The sequence below is a fragment of the Mycobacterium sp. 1245111.1 genome, assembly GCF_001673405.1.
In the GTDB taxonomy this organism is placed as follows: Bacteria; Actinomycetota; Actinomycetes; order Mycobacteriales; family Mycobacteriaceae; genus Mycobacterium.
Genome location: NZ_LZLV01000001.1, coordinates 36144 through 59950, shown reverse-complemented (window position 1 = coordinate 59950; position 23807 = coordinate 36144). Strand labels below are relative to the sequence as shown.

29 protein-coding genes are annotated in these 23807 nt (G+C 65.9%); 13 read left to right on the top strand and 16 right to left on the bottom strand.

Features of this window, described 5'->3' with window-relative positions:
• Positions 1-188 precede the first annotated feature (188 nt).
• Entirely contained in the window at positions 189-665 is a 477-nt protein-coding gene (locus A5658_RS00265; protein WP_067329527.1) for a histidine phosphatase family protein, read from the top strand.
• A gap of 16 nt (positions 666-681) precedes the next feature.
• Here the strand turns inward: A5658_RS00265 and A5658_RS00260 are convergent, their stop codons facing one another.
• The 5 genes from A5658_RS00260 to A5658_RS00240 form a co-directional block, all read right to left on the bottom strand.
• Positions 682-1269, bottom strand: a complete 588-nt coding sequence (locus A5658_RS00260) for a hypothetical protein (RefSeq protein ID WP_156751175.1) — start codon at positions 1267-1269, stop codon at positions 682-684.
• A 158-nt stretch (positions 1270-1427) separates the two neighbouring features.
• The gene (locus tag A5658_RS00255; protein ID WP_067329358.1) at positions 1428-1862 is read right to left on the bottom strand and encodes a type II toxin-antitoxin system VapC family toxin; all 435 of its coding nucleotides are present in this window, start codon (positions 1860-1862) and stop codon (positions 1428-1430) included.
• Positions 1846-2079 (bottom strand): AbrB/MazE/SpoVT family DNA-binding domain-containing protein, encoded by a 234-nt coding sequence (locus tag A5658_RS00250; RefSeq protein WP_231997150.1) that lies wholly within the window; start codon positions 2077-2079, stop codon positions 1846-1848. Before A5658_RS00250 ends, A5658_RS00255 begins: the two co-directional genes overlap by 17 nt.
• Before the next feature lie 203 nt (positions 2080-2282).
• A complete protein-coding gene (locus A5658_RS00245; RefSeq protein ID WP_067329355.1) occupies positions 2283-2840 on the bottom strand; it encodes a DUF3558 domain-containing protein in 558 nt (185 codons plus the stop codon).
• A complete protein-coding gene (locus tag A5658_RS00240; RefSeq protein WP_067329352.1) occupies positions 2837-3385 on the bottom strand; it encodes a DUF3558 domain-containing protein in 549 nt (182 codons plus the stop codon). Before A5658_RS00240 ends, A5658_RS00245 begins: the two co-directional genes overlap by 4 nt.
• Positions 3386-3493: 108 nt before the next feature.
• Between A5658_RS00240 and A5658_RS00235 the strand changes: the two genes are divergently transcribed.
• Both A5658_RS00235 and A5658_RS00230 read left to right on the top strand, forming a co-directional pair.
• Positions 3494-5242, top strand: a complete 1749-nt coding sequence (locus A5658_RS00235; protein WP_067329521.1) for an ABC transporter ATP-binding protein — start codon at positions 3494-3496, stop codon at positions 5240-5242.
• Positions 5239-7128 carry an ABC transporter ATP-binding protein gene (locus tag A5658_RS00230; protein WP_067329349.1) on the top strand — a complete coding sequence of 630 codons (1890 nt, stop codon included), beginning with the start codon at positions 5239-5241 and terminating at the stop codon, positions 7126-7128. The genes A5658_RS00235 and A5658_RS00230 overlap by 4 nt, the downstream gene beginning before the upstream one ends.
• 151 nt (positions 7129-7279) lie before the next feature.
• Here the strand turns inward: A5658_RS00230 and A5658_RS00225 are convergent, their stop codons facing one another.
• Entirely contained in the window at positions 7280-7846 is a 567-nt protein-coding gene (locus A5658_RS00225) for a hypothetical protein (protein ID WP_067329347.1), read from the bottom strand.
• Between the two features lie 171 nt (positions 7847-8017).
• Positions 8018-9127, bottom strand: coding sequence for an adenylate/guanylate cyclase domain-containing protein (locus A5658_RS00220; protein ID WP_067329344.1), 1110 nt, complete (start codon positions 9125-9127; stop codon positions 8018-8020).
• Between the two features lie 16 nt (positions 9128-9143).
• Here A5658_RS00220 and A5658_RS00215 point away from each other — a divergent pair, with 16 nt between their 5' ends.
• The gene (locus A5658_RS00215) at positions 9144-9638 is read left to right on the top strand and encodes a DNA-deoxyinosine glycosylase (RefSeq protein WP_067329341.1); all 495 of its coding nucleotides are present in this window, start codon (positions 9144-9146) and stop codon (positions 9636-9638) included.
• Here the strand turns inward: A5658_RS00215 and A5658_RS00210 are convergent.
• The gene (locus tag A5658_RS00210) at positions 9633-11024 is read right to left on the bottom strand and encodes an amidase (protein ID WP_082992838.1); all 1392 of its coding nucleotides are present in this window, start codon (positions 11022-11024) and stop codon (positions 9633-9635) included. The genes A5658_RS00215 and A5658_RS00210 overlap by 6 nt on opposite strands.
• 54 nt (positions 11025-11078) lie before the next feature.
• Here A5658_RS00210 and A5658_RS00205 point away from each other — a divergent pair, with 54 nt between their 5' ends.
• Both A5658_RS00205 and A5658_RS00200 read left to right on the top strand, forming a co-directional pair.
• Positions 11079-11507 (top strand): HIT family protein, encoded by a 429-nt coding sequence (locus tag A5658_RS00205; protein WP_067329339.1) that lies wholly within the window; start codon positions 11079-11081, stop codon positions 11505-11507.
• A 10-nt stretch (positions 11508-11517) separates the two neighbouring features.
• A complete protein-coding gene (locus A5658_RS00200; protein WP_067329336.1) occupies positions 11518-11958 on the top strand; it encodes a nitroreductase family deazaflavin-dependent oxidoreductase in 441 nt (146 codons plus the stop codon).
• On the opposite strand, the gene A5658_RS00195 is transcribed toward A5658_RS00200, so the two are convergent.
• Entirely contained in the window at positions 11955-12992 is a 1038-nt protein-coding gene (locus tag A5658_RS00195; protein ID WP_067329333.1) for an LLM class flavin-dependent oxidoreductase, read from the bottom strand. The genes A5658_RS00200 and A5658_RS00195 overlap by 4 nt on opposite strands.
• 35 nt (positions 12993-13027) lie before the next feature.
• A complete protein-coding gene (locus A5658_RS00190) occupies positions 13028-13864 on the bottom strand; it encodes a uracil-DNA glycosylase (RefSeq protein WP_067329330.1) in 837 nt (278 codons plus the stop codon).
• Between the two features lie 60 nt (positions 13865-13924).
• Between A5658_RS00190 and A5658_RS00185 the strand changes: the two genes are divergently transcribed.
• A complete protein-coding gene (locus A5658_RS00185) occupies positions 13925-15292 on the top strand; it encodes an FAD-binding oxidoreductase (protein WP_067329327.1) in 1368 nt (455 codons plus the stop codon).
• A 1-nt stretch (position 15293) separates the two neighbouring features.
• On the opposite strand, the gene A5658_RS00180 is transcribed toward A5658_RS00185, so the two are convergent.
• Positions 15294-15845 carry a dihydrofolate reductase family protein gene (locus A5658_RS00180; protein WP_067329515.1) on the bottom strand — a complete coding sequence of 184 codons (552 nt, stop codon included), beginning with the start codon at positions 15843-15845 and terminating at the stop codon, positions 15294-15296.
• A 64-nt stretch (positions 15846-15909) separates the two neighbouring features.
• Here A5658_RS00180 and A5658_RS00175 point away from each other — a divergent pair, with 64 nt between their 5' ends.
• Both A5658_RS00175 and A5658_RS00170 read left to right on the top strand, forming a co-directional pair.
• A complete protein-coding gene (locus A5658_RS00175) occupies positions 15910-16341 on the top strand; it encodes a VOC family protein (RefSeq protein ID WP_067329324.1) in 432 nt (143 codons plus the stop codon).
• A complete protein-coding gene (locus A5658_RS00170) occupies positions 16338-16775 on the top strand; it encodes a nitroreductase family deazaflavin-dependent oxidoreductase (RefSeq protein WP_067329321.1) in 438 nt (145 codons plus the stop codon). The genes A5658_RS00175 and A5658_RS00170 overlap by 4 nt, the downstream gene beginning before the upstream one ends.
• Here A5658_RS00170 and A5658_RS00165 read toward each other — a convergent pair.
• Positions 16768-17304 (bottom strand): TetR family transcriptional regulator, encoded by a 537-nt coding sequence (locus tag A5658_RS00165; RefSeq protein WP_082992842.1) that lies wholly within the window; start codon positions 17302-17304, stop codon positions 16768-16770. The two genes, A5658_RS00170 and A5658_RS00165, sit on opposite strands and share 8 nt — an antisense overlap.
• On the opposite strand from A5658_RS00165, the gene A5658_RS27810 reads away from it, so the two are divergent.
• Positions 17303-17464, top strand: a complete 162-nt coding sequence (locus A5658_RS27810) for a hypothetical protein (RefSeq protein ID WP_156751174.1) — start codon at positions 17303-17305, stop codon at positions 17462-17464. The two genes, A5658_RS00165 and A5658_RS27810, sit on opposite strands and share 2 nt — an antisense overlap.
• 40 nt (positions 17465-17504) lie before the next feature.
• Here A5658_RS27810 and A5658_RS00160 read toward each other — a convergent pair whose 3' ends face one another.
• Both A5658_RS00160 and A5658_RS00155 read right to left on the bottom strand, forming a co-directional pair.
• Positions 17505-18158 carry a zeta toxin family protein gene (locus A5658_RS00160; protein ID WP_067329316.1) on the bottom strand — a complete coding sequence of 218 codons (654 nt, stop codon included), beginning with the start codon at positions 18156-18158 and terminating at the stop codon, positions 17505-17507.
• Positions 18159-18167: 9 nt separating this feature from the next.
• Positions 18168-18515, bottom strand: coding sequence for a type II toxin-antitoxin system Phd/YefM family antitoxin (locus A5658_RS00155; RefSeq protein ID WP_067329313.1), 348 nt, complete (start codon positions 18513-18515; stop codon positions 18168-18170).
• 170 nt (positions 18516-18685) lie between these two features.
• Here A5658_RS00155 and A5658_RS00150 point away from each other — a divergent pair, with 170 nt between their 5' ends.
• Positions 18686-19609 (top strand): TIGR03560 family F420-dependent LLM class oxidoreductase, encoded by a 924-nt coding sequence (locus A5658_RS00150; protein WP_067329511.1) that lies wholly within the window; start codon positions 18686-18688, stop codon positions 19607-19609.
• A gap of 13 nt (positions 19610-19622) precedes the next feature.
• On the opposite strand, the gene A5658_RS00145 is transcribed toward A5658_RS00150, so the two are convergent.
• Positions 19623-20624, bottom strand: coding sequence for a patatin-like phospholipase family protein (locus A5658_RS00145; protein ID WP_231997148.1), 1002 nt, complete (start codon positions 20622-20624; stop codon positions 19623-19625).
• A gap of 412 nt (positions 20625-21036) precedes the next feature.
• Between A5658_RS00145 and A5658_RS00140 the strand changes: the two genes are divergently transcribed.
• Both A5658_RS00140 and A5658_RS00135 read left to right on the top strand, forming a co-directional pair.
• Positions 21037-21225, top strand: coding sequence for a hypothetical protein (locus A5658_RS00140; protein ID WP_067329504.1), 189 nt, complete (start codon positions 21037-21039; stop codon positions 21223-21225).
• Between the two features lie 160 nt (positions 21226-21385).
• Positions 21386-22189 (top strand): alpha/beta fold hydrolase, encoded by an 804-nt coding sequence (locus tag A5658_RS00135; RefSeq protein ID WP_067329501.1) that lies wholly within the window; start codon positions 21386-21388, stop codon positions 22187-22189.
• Positions 22190-22524: 335 nt separating this feature from the next.
• Here A5658_RS00135 and A5658_RS00130 read toward each other — a convergent pair whose 3' ends face one another.
• Positions 22525-23724, bottom strand: a complete 1200-nt coding sequence (locus A5658_RS00130; protein ID WP_067329310.1) for a hypothetical protein — start codon at positions 23722-23724, stop codon at positions 22525-22527.
• Positions 23725-23807 lie beyond the last annotated feature (83 nt).

The window sequence follows — 23807 nt, the reverse complement described above, 5'->3', positions numbered from 1 at the left end:
AACTTCGACCGGGCAACGAGAGTTTAGGACCGCCCGCCGACAAGTCCGGGGACCTCGATCGGCAGGTCCGCCGCGCATCGAAACCGGGCCACCTCATCGATGCGCAGGCGTCACATCAGCCACAGGAGCCCCAAAGGCCACCGGGTAGCCTCGACCGGGTGAGCGACCACGACCGCACCCTGGTGCTGATGCGTCACGCGAAGTCGGCCTACCCCGAGGGGGTCGCCGACCACGACCGACCGCTGGCACCGCGTGGTCAGCGCGAAGCCGGGCTGGCCGGCGACTGGTTGCGCGGCCAACTTCCGACGATCGATCTGGTGCTTTGCTCGACGGCGACCCGCACCCGCGAAACGTTGGCGCGCACCGGGATTGACGCGCCGGTCCGCTACGTCGACAGGCTCTACGACTCCACGCCGGGCATCGTGATCGACGAGATCAACGGCGTCGGCGACGAGGTCCGTACGTTGCTGGTGGTCGGACACGAGCCGACCACCAGCGCACTGGCGTTGGCACTCGCGGACCCCGAAACCACCAACAGTGATGCCGCCGAACGCATCTCGATGAAGTTTCCGACGTCGGCGATGGCGATGCTGCGTCTCAACGGCAGCTGGGCGGACCTCGAACTCGGGTCCGCCCAGCTAGTCGACTTCCACGTGCCGCGTTAACCGCGGCTACGTCGGGTTATTTGCAGATCTCGACGATCTTCTTGATCTTGTCGTCGAGATTCTGACGCAGCTCGTCCTGCGCGAAGTCCTGCGCGCCGGCCAGGTAGCCGATGGCAAGTTCCTCGAGCTGGGTGCCGAGCGCGTTCGCGTTGTCCGCCAGGTCTTTCGGAGTAGCTGGCTGGTCGGCGACCCGGTCGCGGAGGAAAGCGCCGCCGTCGTAGAAGGCGAATCGCTGGGCGGTCGCGACCGAGAGCGCACCGATTGGCCCGCCGTTCTCCGGGTTCTTCAGGTGGGAATTCCTGACCACGGCGCGGTCGACGATCTTGAAGGTCTCACAGATCTTCTTCTTGGCGTCGTTGCGCTGCTGGTCGCTGTACTTGCCCGAGGCAGCGGCGCTCGCGTTCGGGTAGAAATACCCGTACGCGGCGCCCGCGACGCCGAGGATCGCCAGCACCAAGGCCGCCACCGCGAGCCACAACGGCAGCTTCGACGGACTTGCATGCGAAGTCGTCGTAGTCGTTGCCGGCGTGGCAGTAGACGCGTGGGTGGATTCGGTGACGTCCTCGGATGCGGACGATGGCTCGTGTGAAGGTGTCTCAGACATTCGTCGATCGTATAGGGCTCGATGATGGGCCAGTGACCCTTTCGGGTGTCAATAAATTGCACTGGCTGTGAACTCCCTGTGGTTCACCGAAGGTCCGGCTGATAGGTGGCGGCGACGTGCCCGAATTGTGAGCAGCACCGATTCCCCGGCGCCAATCGCTACTGCGAAATCGGCGCTAACAACTCATAATCGACGCCGAGCAGGTGATACGTCGGTTCCGCCCGTCGATCGCAGCTGATGAGGGGCAGCCTGTGCTTGCGTGCGGCCGCGCCGACCAGGCCGTCGTAGATGCTGCCGCCGGCGAGCCCCGCTTGGGCCAACTCTCGTAACAGGGCCTTGGTGTCCGCTGCCGACAAGAACCGAGATTCCGGGAAATTCGTCTCCTGAAGCCGCAGCGCCGCAACCGGACTGAGACGCTGGGGTGCAGGCAATCGGGTCAGCACCGACAACAATTCCACCGCGGCGTGCCCGGCCATCCCACGCCGGCATCGAAGCAGTCTGGCTTTCGCGGCACGGTGAAAGGGATTCTCACGCTGCGCCAAGGCAAGTGCCGCGCTGGTGTCAACCAGCACATGTTCACCGCTGGTCGGCAAGGCGCAACTCCCTGACCGCGTCGGCGTCAAGCTCCTGGCCACCGCCGGGCAGCAACAGAAGCCCGTCCTCTTCGACAAGGTCTTCGGCAACCGGACTTTCGATGCGAATGGCGGCCCCGTCCAGCGACACCTCTACCTCACCCGCGGTGATACCCGACTGCTCGCGGAGCGACTTTGGGATCACCAAGCGTCCGGCATTATCGATGGTAGTACGCATACCATTAGATTACCATCGCCCTGGTATCGGATTCAGTTGCTTGGACTGAGGGGCTCAGTGCCATCGCCACAAAATCGAGACGCCACAATGGCTGAAACAGCTTGCGGGCGAATTTTTCGAAGTCAGCGCCGTTGCCGCGCTGTCCCTCACCGCGATTGCTTGCCAGCGGCGGTCTCGACCGTGCCGCCGCCACCGGCGACCGATCAGGAATTGGTGGAGAGCGTCAGCTCCATGAGCTTGAGCGCCTGCGCGCAGGCGTCGATACCCGGCACCTGAGGATTCACCCACCACCCGACCACACCGGCCGCGTCACTGGCGACGCCGCACGAGCCGTTGGGGTCGTTGGGCCTCATCACGATCGACGGCACACCGGCGATGGCCCGGTTTTCGATCTGATACTTCAAGAATTCGGCGACCTTGCGCTCGTTGTCCAGGCTGCCCTGCTCGAACCAGAACCGGGTGATGTCGATCAGACCACCCGGGTTGGCCGCCTGCCAGCGGCAGATCGCGCCGACGAAGGTGCTCTGAATGTCCTGCGGGTCGGCGCCGACGGTCTTGGCCAGCACGTCGGTGGTCAGTACTTCACATTCCTTCTGCAGGTTCGGGTACTGCTGCTCGGATGTGTTGTTGCGTGGCACGTCGCCGGCGCCCGCTTTCTGCGCGGTGCCGCCGACCGATCGGGTGCAACCGGTCGATACCGACAATGCGGTGGCCAATATCGCCACACCCACCAGAATCCTGCGACGCACGCTGAGACTCATTTGCCATTCGCAATCGTTTGGCGCGCAAGCTCTTTGGCGATGTTGCAGGCGTCAGGGTACGGCTTCTGGTTGAAGTTCACCGACCACTCGAAAAAGTCGTCGTTGAATTGGATGCCCACCTCGCACAGCGAATCACCCAATTGCGGGTCGTTGCCGATCGCGATGAAGCCGTTGTGGCCGCTGATGTTGAGGTCTTCGACGCTGGACCGCGACAGCTCCTCGGTCTTGCGCTCGCGTCCGATGGGGCTGCCGCGATACCACGAAAACGAGAAGTGCGGCCCCAGGATGCCACCGCCGGCCAGCCACTGGCAGCCCACCGAGTTTTTGGCGGTGTTGACCAGCCCATTGATCTGAGTCAGCTTGTTCACCGTCTCGTCGGTGACGCCGCCACACTGCGGAAACGACGGTCCATGGCTCCCGTTCCCCGACGGGGACGCGGTCGACCCGCCTGACTGGGAATGGTTGGAACCGGAATCGGAGCACGCGGCCGCCATCGGAACCAAGATTGCCGCCGCGCACGCAAGTGCCGCCACGTTACGTCGCACCGCTACCCGCACCTTCTGGTGATCACAGGTTGCACTGTAGCGGCACGACCTTTGGGCAACCATCGCACACGCGGTGAGCTGTGGTTTCTGGTGTGCAAGAGTTACCAGATGCTCGTGGCACTGCTGCGCCAGTTCGTGCGGCCGTACCGATGGCTGGTCGCGGCGGTGATGGTGCTGCAGTTGGTCAGCAGCCTGGCCTCGCTGTATCTGCCGACGGTCAACGCCACGATCATCGACGACGGCATCGCCAAGGGCGACACGGCCGCGATCGTTCGCCTCGGCGGGCTGATGTTCGCGGTGACGGCGCTACAGGTGCTGTGCGCCGTGGGTGCGGTCTACTTCGGCTCCCGAGCCGGCATGGGCATCGGCCGCGACCTCCGCTCGGCGATGTTCCATCGGGTCACGACCTTCTCCGAACACGAGACCGCCCGCTTCGGTGCGCCGACGCTGCTGACCCGGAGCACCAATGACGTGCGGCAGATCCAGTTCCTGGCCCAAATGGGATTCACGGTGCTGGTCGCCGCTCCGATCATGTGTGTCGGAGGTATCGCCATGGCAATCCATCAGGACGCCGGGCTGTCGTGGCTGCTGCTGGTCAGCGTCCCGGTGCTGGTGGTGGCGAACTACTGGATCATCTCCCGGACACTGCCGCTGTTCCGCAGCATGCAGCGGTTGATTGACAACATCAACCGTGTGATGCGCGAGCAGCTGTCCGGTGTGCGCGTGGTGCGCGCATTCGCGCGTGAGAGCTTCGAGCGTGAGCGGTTCGACGAGGCCAACGTGGCACTGTCCGGCACCGCGCAGGCCGCCGGCAACTGGCAGGCTCTGATGCTGCCGGTCACCACGCTGACCATCAACTGCTCCAGCGTGGCGCTGATCTGGTTCGGCGGCTTGCGAATCGACCGCGGTCAGATGCAAGTCGGATCGCTGATCGCGTTCCTCGTGTACTTCGCCCAGATCCTGATGGCCGTGCTGATGGCGACCATGACCGTGATGGTGTTGCCCCGGGCCGCGGTGTGCGCCGAGCGCATCACCGAGGTGCTGTCGACTGTTCCTGCCGTCGGCAACCCGTCGAATCCGGTGCGGCCGGCGGCGGCGTTAGGTGAGGTTCAGCTCGACGGCGCGTCATTCCGCTATCCCGGTGCGGATCGGGCTGTGCTGCAGGATATCTCGTTGACGGCACGGCCCGGCACCATGACCGCGATCATCGGCAGCACCGGTTCGGGCAAGTCGACGTTGGTGGCGCTGCTCTGCCGGTTGTACGACGCGACCTCTGGCGCCGTCCGCATCGGCGGTGTCGACGTGCGCGACCGCGATATCGACGAGTTGTGGTCAACCATCGGCCTGGTCCCGCAGCGCGGGTACCTGTTCTCTGGAACCGTCGCCGACAACCTGCAGTTCGGTGCGGCCGAGGGAAGGATAGTGACCGACGACGAGATGTGGGAGGCGCTGCGGGTCGCGGCTGCCGACTTCGTCAGCGCCCACCCCGACGGCCTGCAGATGCGCGTCGCGCAGGGTGGGATCAACTTCTCCGGCGGGCAGCGGCAGCGGATTGCGATCGCGCGGGCGGTGATCCGGCGTCCGGCGATTTATGTGTTCGACGACGCGTTCTCCGCGCTCGACGTGCACACCGACGCGGTGGTGCGCAGCAGGCTGGCATCGGTGGGCGGAGATGCGACGGTGATAGTTGTCGCGCAACGCATTTCGACCATTATCGATGCCGACCAGGTGATCGTCATCGAGGACGGGCGGATCGTCGGGGCCGGCACCCACGAATCGCTGATGACGGAATCGCCCACCTACCGTGAATTCGCCGAGTCGCAGTCGGTGGACGCCCAAGTGGGCGGTGCGCGATGACGACGGTCAAGCGGGAGGTGCCTGCTCCCCCGGCCATGCGGGCGCGGGATTTCAGGGGATCGACGGTCCGCCTGGTGAAGTTGCTTGCGCCGCAACGGCACACGGCCATCACAGTGATGGCGCTGAGTATCCTGGGCACCGTCATCGGGGCTGTGGTGCCACGGATTCTCGGCCATGCCACCGACCTGCTGTTCAACGGGGTGATCGGCCGCCGCTTGCCCGCGGGCATGACCAAGGAACAGGCCGTCGCGGCGGCGCGGGCCCACGGCGACAACGCCTTCGCCGATCTGCTGTCCGGAATGCACGTGGTACCCGGTCACGGCGTCGACTTCGATGCTGTTGCGCGCACGCTCACACTGGCGCTCGGCATGTATCTGCTTGCCGCGGTGATGATTTACGCGCAGGCCCGCCTGCTGAACGTCACGGTACGACGGTCGCTGCAGGCGCTGCGCTCAGATGTCGAAGACAAGCTGCACCGGCTGCCGCTGGCCTACTTCGACACCCGCCGACGGGGCGAAATCCTCAGCCGGGTCACCAACGACGTCGACAACCTGCAGACATCGCTGTCGATGACGATCACCCAATTGCTCAGTGCTGTACTTACCGTCGCGACCGTGTTGGTGATGATGCTGAGCATCTCGCCACTGCTGACCGGGCTGACCCTGCTGACCGTGCCGCTGACGATCGTCGTGACGCGGGCGATCGCCCGGCGCTCGCAGCGGCTGTTCCTCGCCCAGTGGACCAACACCGGCCGGCTCAACGCGCACATCGAAGAGAGCTACAGCGGCTTCACCCTGGTGCGGACCTACGGGCAGCGGGCCCGGACCGAAGACGAGTTCCGACGGCTCAACGACGATATGTACGAGGCAAGCTTTGGCGCCCAACTCATCTCGGGGATGGTGGCGCCGGCGACCACGTTCATCGGCAACCTCAGCTACGTCGCCGTCGCCATCGTCGGTGGCATTCAGGTGGCGACCGGGCAGATCACCGTCGGCAACATCCAGGCCTTCATCCAGTACGTGCGCCAGTTCCACGCGCCGCTGAACCAGGTGGCCTCGATGTACAACGCGCTGCAGTCCGGGGTGGCCAGCGCCGAGCGGGTGTTCGAACTGCTCGACGAGCCCGAGGAGCCCTTCGACAGCCCCGGCTCGTTACCCGACGGGCCAACGGGCCGAGTGGAATTCGACCACGTCAGCTTCGGCTACCAGCCCGGGGGCGTTAATGTCATCGACGACCTGTCGTTTGCCGCCGAACCGGGCAGCACCGTCGCAATCGTCGGGCCGACCGGGGTGGGCAAGACGACGTTGGTGAACCTGCTGATGCGGTTCTACGACGTCGACGCCGGCCGGATCCTGATCGACGGTGTCGACATCACCACGGTCAGCCGGCAGTCGCTGCGCTCACGGATCGGAATGGTGCTGCAGGACACCTGGTTGTTCAGCGGGACGATCGCGCAGAACATCGCCTACGGACGGCCCGACGCTTCCGACGAGGAGGTGGTCGCGGCGGCCCAGGCGGCCTACGTCGACCGGTTCGTGCATTCCCTGCCCGCCGGCTACGACACCCAGGTGAGCGACGGCGGAAGCAACATCAGCGCCGGCGAGCGGCAGCTGATCACGATTGCGCGGGCATTCCTGGCCCGCCCGCAGCTGCTTGTGCTGGACGAGGCGACCAGCTCGGTGGACACCCGTACCGAGTTGCTGATCGCCAAGGCCACCCATGAACTTCGCCGCGACCGGACGAGTTTCATTGTCGCCCATCGCCTTTCGACGATCCGCGATGCCGACGTGATTATGGTGATGGAGGCGGGCAAGATCGTCGAGCACGGCAACCACGGCGAGCTGCTGGCCCGCCGCGGCGCCTACTACCGGATGACTCAGGCCTAGCGTGGCCACTCTGGCCACACCAGCGCCGTCTCCCGACCATGACCTGTTTTTCGAAGTCGACGCGTATGCGATATCACGCTCGGGGCGGTGATATCGCATGCGCGTGCACAACGAAAAAAGAGTGTGCCCCCAGAATCTGTGACTGCTGAGGTTAGAGCTCCGGCCCTTCGGCGCGCAGGTCGTCGACCGCGGACATCGCGTCGCGCAGCTTAGCCAGCCATTCCTCAGTGTGCTCCCCGACCAACTTGACCGACCAGGCCAGCGCGTCGGAGCGCGACCGCGCCACACCCGCGTCGACCAAGGTATCGAGCACCTGGCGTTCCGGTTGCTTCAATCGGGTCATCACCGGAACCGCGATGTGGGTGAACAAGACCCGCTCGCCGGCCACCTCCACACCCCAGGAAACCTTGCGGCCGTAGCGGCTTTGCGCCTCGTCGGCGATGCTCATCCGCTCCGAACGCGTCTCCTCGCGGAACCGCGAGGCCCGGCCCTCGGCATGCGCTGGATTTTCGTCGCTCGCTGATCCTTCCGGCTCCGGCAGCTTTCCGATGACGGTGATTTCTTCGCGGTCGACCACGACGGTCGGGTCGCCGTCGAACCAGGCGTCCGGCAAGCGTCCAGCGAACCAGTCGGCCGCGTCGCCCGCTTCGGGTTGGCCGGCCTGCTGCCACCCGCCGGGGCGGCCGTGGCGCCTTCCGTGTCCATGATGTTGTCTCATGCTTACATGATTACACCATTACAACCCACGTCAAGGCGGTTTCGCTCCCCGCGAAAGCCGGGCGCGGTGGGCGTCGGGAGTACTCTTACACCCACTTATCACGCTAAGTGGGTGTAAACGTCACCGCCGCGCTTGCCGAATTTGCTGACCGCGCACGCCGGGGCGGCGCGCTTAACTTTCGCCGCGACGGGCGCGGAACAGCTTCACCTCGCCCTTGATGCCCTTGAGCCTCCGCGCGCCGGCGAACGACCAGCTGAAACCCGAGTCGTCGCCAAGCTCGTCGCGCACCGACTCGGAGGCCAACACCGCGCCGGGCCGCGACACCGAGGTCACCCGGCTGGCCATGTTCACCGGGCTGCCGAACCAATCCCCGACCCGGCTCACCGCCGAACCCGACGCGATGCCGGCCCGCAGCGACGGAAAGTCGTTGTCGCTGTCGGTCATGTCGACCAGCTTGAGCACGGCGTCCAGCAGCGGCGCCGGTTCGGTGCAGACGAACATCACCGCGTCACCGATGGTCTTGATGAACCGCACCGGCGGGGTCGCGACATCCCGCGCGAGACCGGCGAGCCGGTTGGCCAACAGCCCCAACTCCTCGGCCGGCACCTCTTCGCCAAGCCGGGTGAACCCGACGAGATCGGCAAAAGCGACGGCGACGTGTCGCGCGCCCGGCAACGGCGCCCCGGCGGCGCGTTCGCTGGCCGTCACGGCCTCGGTCTCCATCATGTTCCGTAGCTGCATGAGCAGCATTTCCTCGATCCACGGGCCCAGCAGCGGCGCGATCCGACTGACCAACGCGTGCGAGCGCTTGGCGACTTGCAGTTCGGTTGTGCCGGGTTCGATGACGGCCGCCATCGCGGTGTAGCGCATGACTTCGGCCGCGTGCGAAAGCCCCTCGGCGAGCACCCGCGTCACGAGTAGCAGGTTCTCGGTATCCAGACCGAGCTCGGAGAAGTGCCGGACGTGGGCGGCCGCCTCCACGTCGGCCCGCATGTGAACGGCCGCGTCGGGATCGTCGACCCGGGCCAAGCCGATCGCGCGCTGCACACGCTGCAGGAGGTCGAGATCGATGCCGTACTCGTCGGCGATCTCCCGGGTCGACACGTAGGTGCCGTCGTCGCCGATCACGCGACGCGTTGCGAGCAACAGCGGCGCCGACGTCGCCTCGATCTCCTCGGCCGTGATGCCCTGCTCGAAGAGCCACTCGATCAGCTCGGCGCGCTCAGCCCGCGCGTCACCTTCCAGACCGTCGAGCAGCTTCTCGATTTCTGCGTGGTCCACGTGGTCAAGTTATCCGATGGCAACGCCACTGCTCCATGGATTTGCGCCCGTCGTCGACCACACGGCACGGCTACTGATCCTGGGCTCGTTTCCCAGTGTCCTGTCGCTGGAGAGCGGGCAATACTACGGCAACCCCCGCAACGCGTTCTGGCCGATCACCGCCGAGCTGTTCGGCTTCGACGCCTCGGCGTCCTACGAAACCCGTTTGGCTGCACTGCAATCGGCCGGAGTGGCCCTGTGGGATGTGTTGTACGCGTGTCGTCGCGTCGGCAGTGCCGACGCAAAGATCGATCCGAACAGTGTGGTGGCCAACGACTTTCGTCGGCTGTTCGCCAGCTATCCGTCGATCACGAAGGTGTGTTTCAACGGCGGCGCCGCGCAGCAACTCTACGGGCGGCTCGTCGACGCCGACGCGCAGGTCGACTACCTGCTGTTGCCGTCGAGCAGCCCGGCCCGCGCGATGCCCGCCGGCCGGAAACTGCAGGCCTGGCGGATTATCGCGCCGTCATGACACCGGCGGCCGACGCTGCGCCCACGGCCGGGCAGCCTCGATCTGCGCTCCTAGCGCCACCAGCGTCGCCTCGTCGTTCGGACGGCCGACCAGCTGGATCGACAGCGGAATGCCCTTGGCGTCCAGGCCCCACGGCACCGACGCGGCGGGTTGCCCGGTCAGATTCCAGATCTCGAAGAACGGCACCCGCTGCGCGACCGCCAGCAGGGTCGCGATGCCGCCGAGGCGTTGGTAGGCCCCGATCCGCGACGGGCCGGTGGCGTTGCCGGGGGTGAGGACCACGTCGACGTCGTGGAAGATCGACTGGACGCGCTCGGCCACTGCCGCTTCCCCGGCGCGGACCTTGGCCATCCGCCCGTCGGGAATCAGGGACCCGACGCGGGCCATGTTGCGGGTGCGCTTTTCGAGTCGCTCTTGGTGCGGCATCACGCGGACGTCGTTGTAGATGCCGCGGAAGTAGCGCGGAAGGTAGTTGGCGTAAATCGCCGCCGGTGGGTAGTCCGGGTCGCGGACGACGACGTCGTGGCCGAGGTCGCGGAGCAACCCGCCGGCCGCGTCGACGGCGGCCCGCTGTTCCGTGCCCGCCTTGGCGATCAGCGGCGGCGGAACCTTGGTGCTCAACGCAATTCGCAGTCGGCCCGGGTTCTTGCCGACGGCGCCGACGAAGCCGCCCTGAGGCGCGGGCGTCGTGGTCGTGACGTCGAGGAACAGCGCGGCGTCTTCGACCGTCCGCGCGAGCGGGCCGTTCACGCTGAGCCCGCACCAGGCGTCGTGGTGCGGCGCCAGCGAAACCCGATCCCGCTGCGGTTTGATTCCGAACAGGCCGCACCAGCCCGACGGTATGCGGATCGAACCGCCGCCGTCGGATCCGAGTGCCAGGGGCGCGAGCCCGGCGGCCACCGCGGCCCCGCTGCCGCCGCTGCTGCCGCCCGGCGTGAACGCGGTATCCCACGGATTGCGGGTCGCCCCGAATGTCAGCGTTTCGGTGAACGGGAACATCATCAGTTCGGGCACAGCGGTTTTGCCGATGATCACCGCGCCGGCCGCGCGTAGCCGGGCGACGACTTCGGCATCGTGGGCCGCCGGGGTCGAGACCGCGCTGCTGCCGCACGTCGTGAGTTCGCCGGCCACGTCGACGTCGTCCTTGATCGCGACCGGGACACCGAGCAGCGGCAGACGCTCACCGGCGTCGAGGCGGCGCTGCGCGGCCAACGCTTCCTGGCGTGCGCTCTCGGCGAGCACGACACGGTAGCTACGCAACTGCGGATCGAGCCGCGCGATGCGATCCAGGTAGATCTCCAGCAGCGCCGGCGCGGTGATGGTGGCCGCGGCCAGCATCCGCGCTTGCTCGGCAGCCCCCGCGAAGGCCAGATCAGCTACGTCCACGTCGAGGCAGACTACTCACTTGACCCGAGCCGCGGACCGCTACCGTGTGACGTCATGTCCTGTGTGTTCTGCGCGATCGTCGCCGGCCAGGCCCCGGCCATCCGAATCTACGAAGACGACGGTTATCTGGCATTCCTCGACATCCGTCCCTTCACCCGCGGCCATACGCTGGTGGTGCCCAAGCGGCACACCGTCGATCTGACCGATACCCCGCCTGAGACGCTGGCCGGCATGGCGGCGATCGGGCAGCGCATCGCCAAGGCCGCGCGTGCGACCGAGTTGGCCGACGCCACCAACATCGGGATCAACGACGGTCCGGCCGCTTTTCAGACGGTCATGCACATCCATCTGCACGTGCTCCCGCGACGCAACGGCGACAAGCTGTCGGTCGCGAAGGGCCTCTTACTACGTCGCGATCCCGACCGCGAGTCGACCGGTCGCATCCTGCGGGACGCGCTGGCGGAGATCGACGCCGCGGGCTAATACTGGACGTATGGCACTCCCGCTAGAACAGACGTTGCTGCCTTACCTGCTGAAGGTCCACGACACCGTCTACCAGAAGACCAACGGCTGGATCGGGCATCGCGCGCTGGGTATCCCCAGCCTGCTGCTGCACACCGTCGGCGCCAAGACCGGGCAGGCCCGCACCGCGTCGCTGACCTATGCCCGTGACGGCGACGACTACCTGATCGTCGCGTCGAAGGGCGGCGACCCGAAGGCCCCCGGCTGGTACCACAACCTGAAGGCCAACCCGAGCGTCGAAATCAATGTCGGCCCAAAGCGTTTCCGCGTGACGGCTCATCCGGTGCTACCCGACGACGCCGACTACAAGCGACTGTGGCAGATCGTCAACAAGAACAACAGCAACCGCTACGAGGCGTATCAGGAGAAGACGTCGCGGCCGATCCCGGTCGTGAAGCTGACGCCGGCCTAGAACAGCTCTTTGGCCAGAAGCTCGAGCGTCTTTTCGCGCGCGGGCGAAGTGGTCGGGTCGGTGCCGCGGTGCGCCGACGCCACCGGGTGGATCATCACCTCGTCGACGCCGAACCGCTGCGCCAACGCGGTCACCTGAGCGGCGGCCTCCGCAGGCGACCCGACGACCGCCCGCTCCAGCCCGCTGTCGACGATGTGCTGCATCTGCGGTGGCAACGTGCCGCCCTCGACGTCCTCGACAAGCTCAACCGGACCCAGGGGTTGACCAGTCCGCAGCCGGGCCATCATGTGCAGGTTCGGCAGAATCAAAGCCGTTGCCTCGTCATGGGTTTCGGCCACTGCGGCGTTGACGGTCAAGAACGTCACCGGTTCGGCGGTCAGCTCGCTGGGCACGAACTGGGAGCGGTAGAGGTCGAGTGCCTCTTCGGTGCCCTGGCCGGAGAAGTGATGCGCGAACACGTAGGGCAGACCCTTGGCGGCAGCCAGTTGCGCGGAGTACATCGACGACCCGAGCAGCCACAGCCGCGGCTCGCTGGCCGCGGCCGGCGTGGCCTTGAGGACGTAGTCGCCGTCGCGCAGCTGCACTTGCACACCCTTGGCGCTCATCATCGCGCGCACGTGGTCGAGGTAATTCGGGAACTGGTCGATGTCCCGGTCGTCGCGGCCGGCGGCGCCGCGCAGCAACACCGATGTCACCGGATCGGAGCCGGGCGCGCGGCCGATGCCGAGGTCGATGCGGCCCGGGGCGGCGGCTTCCAGCAGGGCGAACTGCTCGGCGACCGCCAGCGGCGCGTGGTTGGGCAGCATGACGCCGCCCGAGCCAAGCCTGATCTGATCGGTCTGCGCCGCCAGGTAGGCGATGAGCACGGGCGGGCTGGTGGCGCCGACCGAGGGCATGTTGTGGTGTTCGGCGACCCAGTAGCGGGTGAACCCCAGCCGGTCGGCCGTTTGCGCCAGGCCCAGCGTGGCTTTTAACCCGTCCGCGGTGGTCTGGTCGGTGCGGACGGGTACGAGATCGAGGACAGAAAGCCGCATGAGGTGGTCAACGCCTCCCGTCTGTCGAACGTTCCCTACGAGATACCTGCCATCTTGCGTGCCTGCCTGAAGATGTCGTCAAGCATCTCGGGGGTCAGCCTGCCGGTGAACGTGTTCTGCTGGCTGGGGTGGTAGCAGCCCAGCAGCGTCACATCGCCGCCGGCGGCGCGCACCGTCGCGGTCGCCGCGTGGCCGAATTTCGGCTGCGGGCGCGGCACTTCGCCGCCGGCGGCGCGAATCATGTCGAGGGCTGAGCGCCAGCCGAATCCACCCAGCGCCACGATCACTCGGGTGTCTGCGCCGACCAGTCGCCATTCTGCGGTCAGCCACGGCGCGCAGGTCGACCGTTCGGCCGGTGTCGGCGCATTGGCGGGTGGCGCGCAGCGCACGGCGGCGGCCACGCGAATGTCGTTGAGCTGCAAGCCGTCTGCGGCGTCGACGGCGATCGGAGAGTTGGCCAGACCCGCTCGATGCATTGCGGCGTAGAGGAAGTCGCCGGAGCGGTCGCCGGTGAACACCCGGCCGGTTCGGTTGGCGCCGTTGGCCGCCGGGGCCAGGCCGACGACCATGATCCGCGGGCGGGTGTCGCCCCACCCGGTGACCGGCCGTCCCCAATACGGTTGGTCGGCGAAGGAGCGCCGCTTGGTCAGCGCCGACTCTTCGCGCCACTCGACCAGCCGCGGGCAGGCCCGGCACACCGATATCTCGGCGTCGAGCTGCTCGAGCGTTTCGGCGGCTCCGGCCATCGCCTCGACATGTGCCGCATCGGACGCGACGGCCGTGCGTGGGGTCGCCGGATCGCCGGGCCACCCGGCGCCCGGGGGAACCGGGGAGTCGAAGAGCGCGCCGGTACGCGGGTGGGCCAGATTCACAGCTCCACTGTGTACCTAATGGCACCGGGGCGGGAAAGGGCAGGCCCGTAGGATCGATGCATGGCCGCTGATGCGCTGGCCGGCCTGATCGCCGGGCTACCCGAGGGAATGGTCGTCACCGACCCTGCGATCACCGAGGGTTACCGGCAGGACCGTGCCCTGGACCCGTCCGCCGGGAAGCCGGCGGCAGTGGTGCGCCCGAAGCGGACCGAAGAAGTGCAGACCGTTCTGCGTTGGGCCACGGCCCACCAGATTCCGGTGGTGACCCGCGGCATGGGCACCGGCCTGTCCGGTGGGGCCACCGCGGTCGACGGCGGAATCGTGCTATCGACCGAGAAGATGCGCGACATCGTCGTCGACCCCGTCACCCGTACCGCGGTCTGCCAGCCGGGGCTGCTCAACGCCGAGGTGAAGAAGACCGTAGCCGAGTACGGCCTCTGGTATCCGCCGGACCCGTCGTCGTACGAGATCTGCAGCATCGGCGGCAACATCGCGACCAATGCGGGCGGGCTGTGCTGCGTCAAATATGGGGTCACCACCGATTACGTGCTCGGCGTGCAGGTGGTGCTGGCCGACGGCACCGCGGTGCGGCTCGGCGGGCCCCGCTTGAAGGACGTCGCCGGGCTTTCGCTGACCAAGTTGTTCGTCGGCAGCGAGGGCGCGCTGGGCGTGATCACCGAGGTGACGCTGCGCCTGGTGCCGGCCCAGCAGCCGTTGAGCACGGTGGTCGCCAACTTCGCGTCGGTGGAGGCCGCCGCCGAGGCGGTGCTCGGCGTGACGTCGCGGCTGCGTCCGTCGATGCTGGAGTTCATGGATTCGGCGACGATCAACGCCGTCGAGGACAAGCTGCGGATGGGCCTGGACCGCGGGTCGGCCGCGATGCTGGTGGGCGCGTCCGACGAACGCGGACGCGGCGGCAGCGAGGACGCCGAGTTCATGGCCGCGACGTTCACCGAATTCGGTGCGACGGAAGTGTTTTCGACCGACGACCCCGACGAGGGCGAAGCCTTTGTGGCCGCGCGTCGATTCGCCATTCCGGCGGTCGAGGAGAAGGGGCCGCTGCTGCTCGAGGATGTCGGAGTGCCGGTGCCGGCGTTGGCCGCGCTGGTCGGCGGGATCGCGCGGATCGCCTCCGAGCGTGACCTGATGATCGCGGTGATCGCGCATGCCGGTGACGGCAACACCCACCCGCTGATCGTCTACGACCCCGAGGACGTGGCGATGACCGAGCGGGCCCAGCTGGCCTACGGCGAGATCATGGACCTGGCTTTGGATTTGGGCGGGACGATCACCGGCGAGCACGGCGTCGGCCGACTGAAGCGGCCGTGGCTGGAGGGCTATCTGGGCCCGGAGGCCATGGCGTTGAACCGTCGTATCAAGGACGCCCTCGACCCGCAGGGCATCCTGAACCCCGGCGCTGGCGTGTAGATCAGTCGACGACGTAGCGCAGCATCACCACGGTGTTGAAGTGCTTCGTTTCGGCCAGCCGGAGCTGCAGCCGCTTGTCGAGTGGCGGGAAGAGCCGCGTGCCGCCGCCGAGCACCACCGGTGCGACAAACAGCTGGTATTCGTCGATAAATCCGTGTGGCATCAGCGAGGCTGCGAGGTGTGCACCACCGACTTCCATCACGCCGTCGCCTCCGGCCTTGAGCGTGCGGACCTCGTCGACCGCGTTGTCGCTGACCAGCGTGCTGTTCCAGTGGACCTCGGTGAGGGTCCGGGAGAAGACGACCTTGGGCTTGTCCGTCCACAGCCGGCCGAACTCACGCTGTATCGGCGGCGCGGTCTCCGGCACGTGCGGCCAATGCTCTGCCATCAGCTCGTACAGCCGGCGGCCGTGCAGCGAGATCTCGATCTCGCGGTACCGGTCGTTGTGGAATTGGTGCAGCTCGTCGTCGGGTTCGCTCCAGTCGATACCGCCCTCACTATCGTTGACGTAGCCGTCCAGGGACACGGTGAAGGGGTAGATCAGTTTCCTCATGACCGGGTAGACCTCCATGTCGCCGGGAAATGAGCGGCGTCGCCCGCTGGGTAGCATGCGACCAATGGCCATCAAACTCGAAAATGTCGGGATCGCCGTTCTCGACCTCGACGCGACGATCGCCTTTTTCACCGATCTCGGGCTCACAGTGGTGGGGCGTGACACGGTCAGCGGCGAGTGGACCGACACCGCCGTCGGCCTCGACGGGAACCACGCCAAGATCGCGATGCTCGAGACGCCGGACGGTCACGGTCGTCTGGAGCTCTTCGAGTACATCCATCCCCAGGCGATTGAATCGAAGCCGACTTCGCCCAACGACGTTGGCATGCACCGCGTCGCGTTCTCCGTCGACGACATCGACGAAGCCCTCGCAATCGCCGCGCGACATGGTTGCTATCCGCTTCGCGGCGTGGCGAACTATCAAGATACGTACAAGCTCACCTACGTCCGCGGGCCGAGCGGCATCATCGTCATGCTTGCAGAGGAGCTGCAATGAATCTCAACTCCATCAAGGACAACGGCGCCAAGCTGATGAACTTGGCGCACCGCGTCATTCTTGCGACTACCGGGAACAGGCTGCTGGCCAAGCCATTCGGGATGCCGCTGGTCGAGCTCCACACCAAAGGACGCAAATCCGGGCTCCCCCGGTCCTGCTTTCTGACCGCACCGATCCACGACGAGCATCGCGTAGTGCTCGTCGCATCCAAAGGTGGCGACGACCGCAACCCCGATTGGTACCAGAATCTGCGGGCTCACCCGGATGCCGAAATCGTGATCGACGGTGAGCGACACAAGGTTCGCGCGCGGACGGCCGACCCGACAGAGAAAGCCGAGCTATGGCCGCAAATCGTTGCGGCATATAAGGGTTACGCCGGATATCAACGACGAACCACACGCGACATCCCGGTGGTGATCTGCGAGTTCAGTTAGAGACGGCCGTCGGGTCGGTCAGGTATCGCTCGACCGTGAATCCGATGGAGGCGACCAATTGGTTAATGCTCGCGGAGGCAATGGGTTCGATCTTCAATTGGTAGCGTGCGAACGCGAGCCCGATCAGGTGACTGGCTACCAGCTCAAGACGTAATTCGGCGTCGGAAACCCCGAATTCGTTGCCGACCCGCTTCGCGAGCGGACCGACAAGGCTGCTGTGCAGCATGTTTCGTGCCTGTGGAAGTAGCGGTGCGGCGTTCCACAGTGCCACGAGAGGTTCGAATTCCGACCCGGCGTCCCAACGTTCGACGAATTTTCGTACCAGTCGGGGCCCGACATCTTCGGGCCCTTCGTCGAGCAACGTGATCAGCTGGTGCAGCGGGTGCTCGGGCCCGGTCACCGCGGCCGCGGTGAACAGACCCTCCTTGTTGCCGAAGAAGTAGTAGACCATCGCGACGTCAACACCGGCGTCGGCGGCGATGGCACGCACGGTGGCGCGCTGGTGCTGGAAGGTGTTTCGTCGCGGCATGAACACCTTGCGCGACAGCGGACGTCAGATCGGCGAGCGCATCGACCAGCTGCGCGCCGAGCCTGGCGACGACATCTTCAGCCGCATCATCCACAACGGGACCTCAACGGTTTCCGGCACATCCCCGCGTGCACAGACCGGAAGATGTCAACGAGTTTGACAGGGACTTGACCACGATGACCCAAGATGCACCGACACGATCAGCGAACTTGTGAAAGTTCCAGCGCCGCAGCCACAATGGGGCGCGCCCACCGCGGCGTCGAGCTCAAATCGGACGGCCCGACAATGCTGCCGCGCTGGAGGTGCAACACGAGGATCGGCTTGGGCGCCTGTCCGGTCGCGGGGTCGGCGACGGCCGAGTTGTCATACATCTTCAGCCCGGTCAGTGCCGGCAGCAGCTTGATCAGGTTGATCCGGCTGTGCCGATAGCGGCGGCGGATGGCGGCTTCGGGAATGTCGTGCCCGCCGGCGCGGACTCGTTGCCGCACTCGTTCGATGTGCGCCTCGGCGCTCTCGAGTCCGACGAAAAAGAGGCGAATCTCGACCCCGCGCTGCGCGGCCTCGGCCAGTAGCGCCGGCATCGTGTTGCCGCCGAGGGTGGTTTCGATGGTGAAGTCGAGCCCTTCGTCGATCGCCCGCTGCAGCAGCCTGCGGCCCTGTGTCCACGCGGCGGCGTTGGCCGCGGTTTGGCCGAGTCCGGGATTGGCCGCAATGATCGCTCGCGCGGCCTCGTCGGGGTTGTAGTACTCGCCGCCGTTGTCGCGGATGGTGGCGCCAACGATGCTGCTCTTGCCGGCGCCGTTGACGCCGGCAAGTACGTATATCCGCGGCGGGGTCGCGGAAGTATCAGACATGTGTCGCCGTTACGGGGTGCGTGCCGCCTTCACCGCCGCGGCACCCATCTCCTCAGGGGACGCATCGAATGCCGCCGCGACGCCGGCTTTGGCTTTCGGCGCCTGCATGGTGGCCAGCATCGTGTCGAAGCGCTCGCTGAGGTCGTCGAGCGCTGGGGTGGTCGAGGCGATCAGCGCTTCGAACTCGGCATACGACATCAGCACCGCCCGCGGGGTGTCGTGCTTGGTGATCACCACGGCTCCGTCGACTGCGGCCTGCTCGAAGACGGTGCCGAACTCGTTTTTGAGTCGGCTGGCTGTCACCACGGGGACGTCTACCAGCTTGCCGTCGCGGTTGCGGAACGAGACGGTCATGATGGTCTCCTCGCTCGTCGTCTACACGGGCAGTTTAGCTATTTTGTCCATTTTGTGCGAACCACTGCGAAGAATGTGCAGGCTGCTCAAGCGCGGGCGCCGGCCGACCGCCACGGTTCGCCACAAGCGAAACGGGGTTATGGTTCCGTTTAATCGCCGCTAGGTTCGGAATGGTGACAATCAAACTCGGCTATCAGATCCCGAATTTCTCATACGGCACCGGTGTGGAGGAGCTCTTCCCGACAGTCATCGCGCAGGCGCAGGAAGCCGAAGCCGCCGGCTTCGACGCGGTGTTCGTGATGGACCACTTCTACCAATTGCCCGGCCTTGGTGAACCGACCGAACCGATGCTGGAGGCATACACCGCGCTCGGCGCGCTCGCGGCGGCCACCGAGTCGGTACAGCTCGGCACGCTGGTCACCGGCAACACCTACCGGAACCCCACCCTCCTGACCAAGGCGATCACCACGCTTGACGTCATCAGTCAAGGTCGCGCGATTCTGGGTATCGGCGCGGGCTGGTTCGAGTTGGAGCACGACTCCCTGGGCTTCGAATTCGGTACGTTCACCGACCGGTTCAAGAAGCTCAACGAAGCGCTCGAGATCATCCTGCCAATGATCAGAGGTGAGCGCGTCACCGTCGACGGCGTTTACTACAAGACCAAGGACGCGTTCGCGAATCCGCGCTTGCGCGACCGCATTCCGCTGATGATCGGCGGCAGCGGGGAGAAAAAGACGATCCCGTTGGCGGTCAAGCACTTCGACCACCTCAATCTCATCGCGTCGTTGGATCAGCTGGCCAACAAGGTGAAGGTCGTGCAAGAACGTTGCGAGGAGGCGGGCCGCGATCCGGCGACGCTGGAAACCAGCACACTGCTGAGTGTGATCCACGATCCAAACGTCACCATCGACTCGGTGCCCCCGGAGTTCCAGCAGCGCGCCGCAGTCGGCACACCCGAGTCCATTGCCGACCAGATCAAGACCAAGGTTCTCGACGCCGGTGTGGGCGGGGTCATTTTCAACATGCCTGCCTACACTCCGGGCTCGATCGCGGCCGTCGGCAAAGCGCTCAAACAGGTTCTGGGACTGCCCGACTGACAACGTTGTCGCGCTAACGCCTTGGCGTGGGGTGAGCCTTGTCCCAGGCGGCCAGGAACTTTTCCGCCGCGTCCTGGCCGTTGCGGAATAGCGCGTCGCGCTGGTCCGTCGTCAGCCCGAAATTGGTGCTGGCGATGCCCATCGTGTCCACGAACACCGTTCGGGCGCCGACGCCCTCATCGGCCAGCGGGTAGCGGTTCCACTCGCCGATGGCCGTGTGCGCAATCGCGACGACCTCGTGGAGATCGCCCTGCACCGGCACGTCCGGGGTGTTCATCGCCGGCCGCGATGAGAGCTTTATCCCGAACGTCGGCCACCGGTTAGGCTTGCCGTCGGTCCGGTCGAATACGGTGACCGGGAAGTTCTGCAGCAGCCCACCGTCGACCCACGTGCAGATGCCCCGGGCCGTCTTCTGCTCGAAGGGTTGAAAGAAGAACGGGATCGACATCGAGGCACGGACCGCGTCCACGATCCGGTAGCTGTCGATGACCTCGATCTGCTTCGCCGCATCCCCTTGACCCTCACCGCTCAGCAGGTAGTAATGCAGGTCCCAAGGCAGCCGAACCAGGGTGCCGCGGGTCAGGTCCGAGGTATGGGTGACCAGCCGGTAGCGCTGGTACGGGGCCAGGGCGGTGCCGCTGTCCCCAGTGATCTTGAGGTCGGCGAAAGTGCGGATGCCCAGCGGCTCTAGCTTGGAGGTCAGCCAATCTTCAACGTAGGAACTGGCGTACAGGCCCTGGTGGCTCACCAGGGCTGCGGCGTTCCCGATCAGACCCAGGTGCTTCTCGGCCCAGGTCTTCTGCATGAACTGGGTGTAGTCCAGCTCGGCCATGTCCGTCTGAAGCTGGGTCAGCGGGACGTCCCTGACCTGATATGCGGCGATGAGGGCGGCCACAATGGCGCCGGCCGACGTGCCCCCGATGCGAGGAAAGACGTAGCCCGCCTGATGCAGGGCCAGGACGGCCCCAACCAAGCCGATCCCCTTGACTCCCCCGCCCTCGAGAACGAGGTCCACGCCCAGTCCGTCCTGCGCTCGCCTTTCAAGTGTCTTGCCCCGACCCGCCTGACTGCCTGCCTTTGCCACGTCTGCCTCCGCGGATGATTGGTCCCCGTGAAAATGTGACTCAAGTACAGGCTCAAGATCCGCGCGCTGTCCGGCGAATGCCGTTTTTCGCGGCCGGGCTGGGCAGCGTCCTGCACTGCGTTTCCACCCCATCGGCGTCATCGGAGAGCGACGTTGCTGATCTCCGAGTGAAAGATGTTCGCCTGCGCGCCAATCCGGCACCGTCTCGCGCTGCGAACGCACACCGGCGCCGTTAAAATCGGAACATACTCGTGCGGCACAGCCAGCCGCCGGAGTTCTTGTCATTTCGCGCGGGACGCAGGACCTCACCGAGGTCTGCCCTCGCATGATCCAAGGAAACTTGATGAGCGACCCTCTGTTTGCCGGCTTTTCGGACGCCGGCTGGGATCAGGCACCATGGGATGTCGAACCGTCATTCTCGGCCGAGGAAATGCAAACCCTGCTCAACCCAGAGCTGTCGGTCGCCGAGGCCGCCGACCGCGTGGGCTGCGCCGAACACGACGTGCGACGGCTACGGCGAGCAGCCTCCTAGCCTCAGCCGAAAGGGTCGCTGCCGCCCACATACTCGTCCTCTGAAGCGCCGCTTGCCGATGTGTCATGAGGCAGGACCAGCGGGCTTCCAACCATCTGGCGTCATCGCGCCCGCTGTGGGAGATTCGCACGAAAGCATCGAGTGCGGTGAGGGACCGAACATGGCGAGTCTCAAAGTTCCGGGTTGCGTGCTGCACTACGAGGTGCACGGCATCGGCGAGCCCTTGGTCCTCGTGCATGGCACCGGCACCGACTCCAGCACCTGGGATCCGGTCGTCGATCTGCTTGCTGCGGATGCCCGGGTCATCGTCTATGACCGCCGGGGATACGGGCGCTCCACGCATCCGCCGGTTCGCGATTACCGCATCCACACCAACGACCTCCATGCCTTGCTCGAGGAGGTCTGCGACCGCCCCGCTCATGTCGTGGGCTGGAGTTCCGGTGGAAACGTGTCGATGGCGCTAGCGGCTAAGGACACCTCGCGGATGCGCAGTCTGTGTGTGGTCGAACCGGCCTTTCACGGCCTGCGCCTCGGCGACCCCGCGGTGCTCGCGGTGACGACTCGCGTGAAGTGGCAACAGGTTCGCGGACGTCGCGCCGAGGCCGGCGAAGAATTTTTCCGTTTCGTCTACGCCCTTCGGTCAGGGGGCAACGCTTACGACCTGGCTGACGAGCGTGTGCGTGACGGCATGCGGCGGAACGTCGAACCGGTCATAGCTGAATTCGATCTGCACCCGTTCGGCGTCGCGGTCGAGCACGTCGCCACTCGGGCTGTCGCTGCCGCGCGGGTGCCCATGACATGGGTCCTGGGTGATCAGAGCCCGCGTTGGCTACACCGGATCCACGCCCGCTTCGCTCGCCACCGCAGCGACCTGCGCACAGTGGTGATACCGAATGTGGGACATCTGGCGCACGACCAAGACCCGCTGGCGTTCACCGAAGCGGTGAGGCCGCCCGCACAGTGACTGTCAGCTCGGAGGAATCTGCGTTTACTCGTCGTGCCGCCGGGCTGGTGTTGTCTGCCCAGAGGCCTCCCGGCGGTAGGGCGCAGACGGTGGCCGCTCGCCCACGTCGGGCCAATTCAGTTGCGACCGTGGCGCCGCCGGAATTGCCCGCGAGGTGAGGTCGATCGAGGCTTTGGGTATCGAGGTACTGTTCTGCGGTCGAAATCAGTGCTTCCGCAGCTTGATCCAGCCCTGCTCGCCGACAGCGCAGGTCCGCCACGACGTCGTGCTTTAAGCTTCCGGAGCCGACCCAGAATCGGGCGGCGATGCATCAAATCGGTTGGAGCGGTTGCCCGTTAGATGCTGGTGCTGGGTGCGGGTTTGAGGCCGGCAGCGGTCGTTGCGAGTTGCTCGCTGGTGAGGTTGTTGGATGTGAGGAATACCAGTGTTCCGTCGCGTTCGAGGTTTGCTTGGGCTTGGGGCCATTCGGCTGGGCTGAGTTTGATCGACGTCCCGTCGTGGACCACCGCGTGCCAGTCCTCATCGTTGATCATGCTCCCGAAGTGCGAAGCGCGATCAGACGCAGCCACCTGCGAGATTGAGATGCTCTGGTGCCCGTCCATCGACCGGTAGCTCAGCGCGACCTGCGCGGGCGATGGTGGCCGTGTGCTGGCTTCGATGAACATGCAGCGCAGCTGCCACCCTTCGGGCACGCGATCTGGCACAAAGACGGTGAAGGGGGCGCGCTGCTGCGCTTCAGTGACTGTGATGTGTTGCGGGCGAGGGCGAGTTTGGCTGAGCTGGATCTGTTCGCCGCCCGGTGGCGTGAACTGGAAGATCTCGGGTTCGATCGGTTCGTCGAAGCGAATGGCGAGTGTGGTGATCTTGTGGAAGGGCTGCTCGTCGCGAAAGGCGGTAACCGCCAGTAGCACTCCGCGGTCCTGGTCGACCTCGAGCTGATAGTGCTGGGCGCCGATGCCGAGCTCGTGAAGTTCGAAGCCGAACCCGCCGCGGCGCGGATCGTGGGGGCGGGCGGTGGCGTGCGCTGTCATGGCGGCTCGACCCGCGACCTGGGAGTTGCCAGTCACGCGAAAGCGCAGCGAGCTAAGCAGCGGAATGGGATTGAGCATGACTTGGAGCCGCTGCCCGACGGCGCTCTGCGCACTCGGATTGTCCTGGTTGCTCATGGCGCCCATCTGCTCGTCCCAGAACCACCACCGTGGACCGTCGGCGACGCCGTAGTAACCGTCCCGGCGGCCGCCATGCAGCTCTTCGCGGAAGCGCTGGCCCTCGCGCCAGATGCGCACCGTCTCTTCGGTTTCCGGGGGCGCGGGCTCGCCGCTACTGCCGACGGCGGCGACGGCGGCGAACGAAACGCCGCGACGCTTCTGGTCTTCGGTGTTGGCGCGGAAAGCCTCGTGCAGGCGCTGTTCGTGGCGCCAGGTGCGGTAGGTCGCTTGGACGGTTTGATACCGGTCATCAGTGCCGTGTAGCAGCGCCAGCAACGTGCCAAGCTCGACCTCGCCGCCAGTCGCGCGGTGCGGCACGTCGGACATGGAATCAAAGTAAACCGCGAGCCATGTCCACACCAGGCATCAGGACCGTAGGTCAGTGATAACTAATGCTTGAAAACCAACAG

Coding starts and splice junctions, on each gene's coding strand:
- A5658_RS00195 (WP_067329333.1), bottom strand. CDS start 12,992: ATGCGGCTTTCTGTCCTCGATCTCGTACCCGTCCGCACCGACCAGACC.
- A5658_RS00230 (WP_067329349.1), top strand. CDS start 5,239: ATGACGACGGTCAAGCGGGAGGTGCCTGCTCCCCCGGCCATGCGGGCG.
- A5658_RS00245 (WP_067329355.1), bottom strand. CDS start 2,840: ATGAGTCTCAGCGTGCGTCGCAGGATTCTGGTGGGTGTGGCGATATTG.
- A5658_RS00165 (WP_082992842.1), bottom strand. CDS start 17,304: ATGCCGCGACGAAACACCTTCCAGCACCAGCGCGCCACCGTGCGTGCC.
- A5658_RS00205 (WP_067329339.1), top strand. CDS start 11,079: ATGTCCTGTGTGTTCTGCGCGATCGTCGCCGGCCAGGCCCCGGCCATC.
- A5658_RS00180 (WP_067329515.1), bottom strand. CDS start 15,845: ATGAGGAAACTGATCTACCCCTTCACCGTGTCCCTGGACGGCTACGTC.
- A5658_RS00260 (WP_156751175.1), bottom strand. CDS start 1,269: ATGTCTGAGACACCTTCACACGAGCCATCGTCCGCATCCGAGGACGTC.
- A5658_RS00265 (WP_067329527.1), top strand. CDS start 189: ATGCGTCACGCGAAGTCGGCCTACCCCGAGGGGGTCGCCGACCACGAC.
- A5658_RS00200 (WP_067329336.1), top strand. CDS start 11,518: ATGGCACTCCCGCTAGAACAGACGTTGCTGCCTTACCTGCTGAAGGTC.
- A5658_RS00175 (WP_067329324.1), top strand. CDS start 15,910: ATGGCCATCAAACTCGAAAATGTCGGGATCGCCGTTCTCGACCTCGAC.
- A5658_RS00170 (WP_067329321.1), top strand. CDS start 16,338: ATGAATCTCAACTCCATCAAGGACAACGGCGCCAAGCTGATGAACTTG.
- A5658_RS00160 (WP_067329316.1), bottom strand. CDS start 18,158: ATGTCTGATACTTCCGCGACCCCGCCGCGGATATACGTACTTGCCGGC.
- A5658_RS00140 (WP_067329504.1), top strand. CDS start 21,037: ATGAGCGACCCTCTGTTTGCCGGCTTTTCGGACGCCGGCTGGGATCAG.
- A5658_RS00235 (WP_067329521.1), top strand. CDS start 3,494: ATGCTCGTGGCACTGCTGCGCCAGTTCGTGCGGCCGTACCGATGGCTG.
- A5658_RS00130 (WP_067329310.1), bottom strand. CDS start 23,724: ATGTCCGACGTGCCGCACCGCGCGACTGGCGGCGAGGTCGAGCTTGGC.
- A5658_RS00135 (WP_067329501.1), top strand. CDS start 21,386: ATGGCGAGTCTCAAAGTTCCGGGTTGCGTGCTGCACTACGAGGTGCAC.
- A5658_RS00185 (WP_067329327.1), top strand. CDS start 13,925: ATGGCCGCTGATGCGCTGGCCGGCCTGATCGCCGGGCTACCCGAGGGA.
- A5658_RS00215 (WP_067329341.1), top strand. CDS start 9,144: ATGGCAACGCCACTGCTCCATGGATTTGCGCCCGTCGTCGACCACACG.
- A5658_RS00250 (WP_231997150.1), bottom strand. CDS start 2,079: ATGCGTACTACCATCGATAATGCCGGACGCTTGGTGATCCCAAAGTCG.
- A5658_RS27810 (WP_156751174.1), top strand. CDS start 17,303: ATGAACACCTTGCGCGACAGCGGACGTCAGATCGGCGAGCGCATCGAC.
- A5658_RS00225 (WP_067329347.1), bottom strand. CDS start 7,846: ATGAGACAACATCATGGACACGGAAGGCGCCACGGCCGCCCCGGCGGG.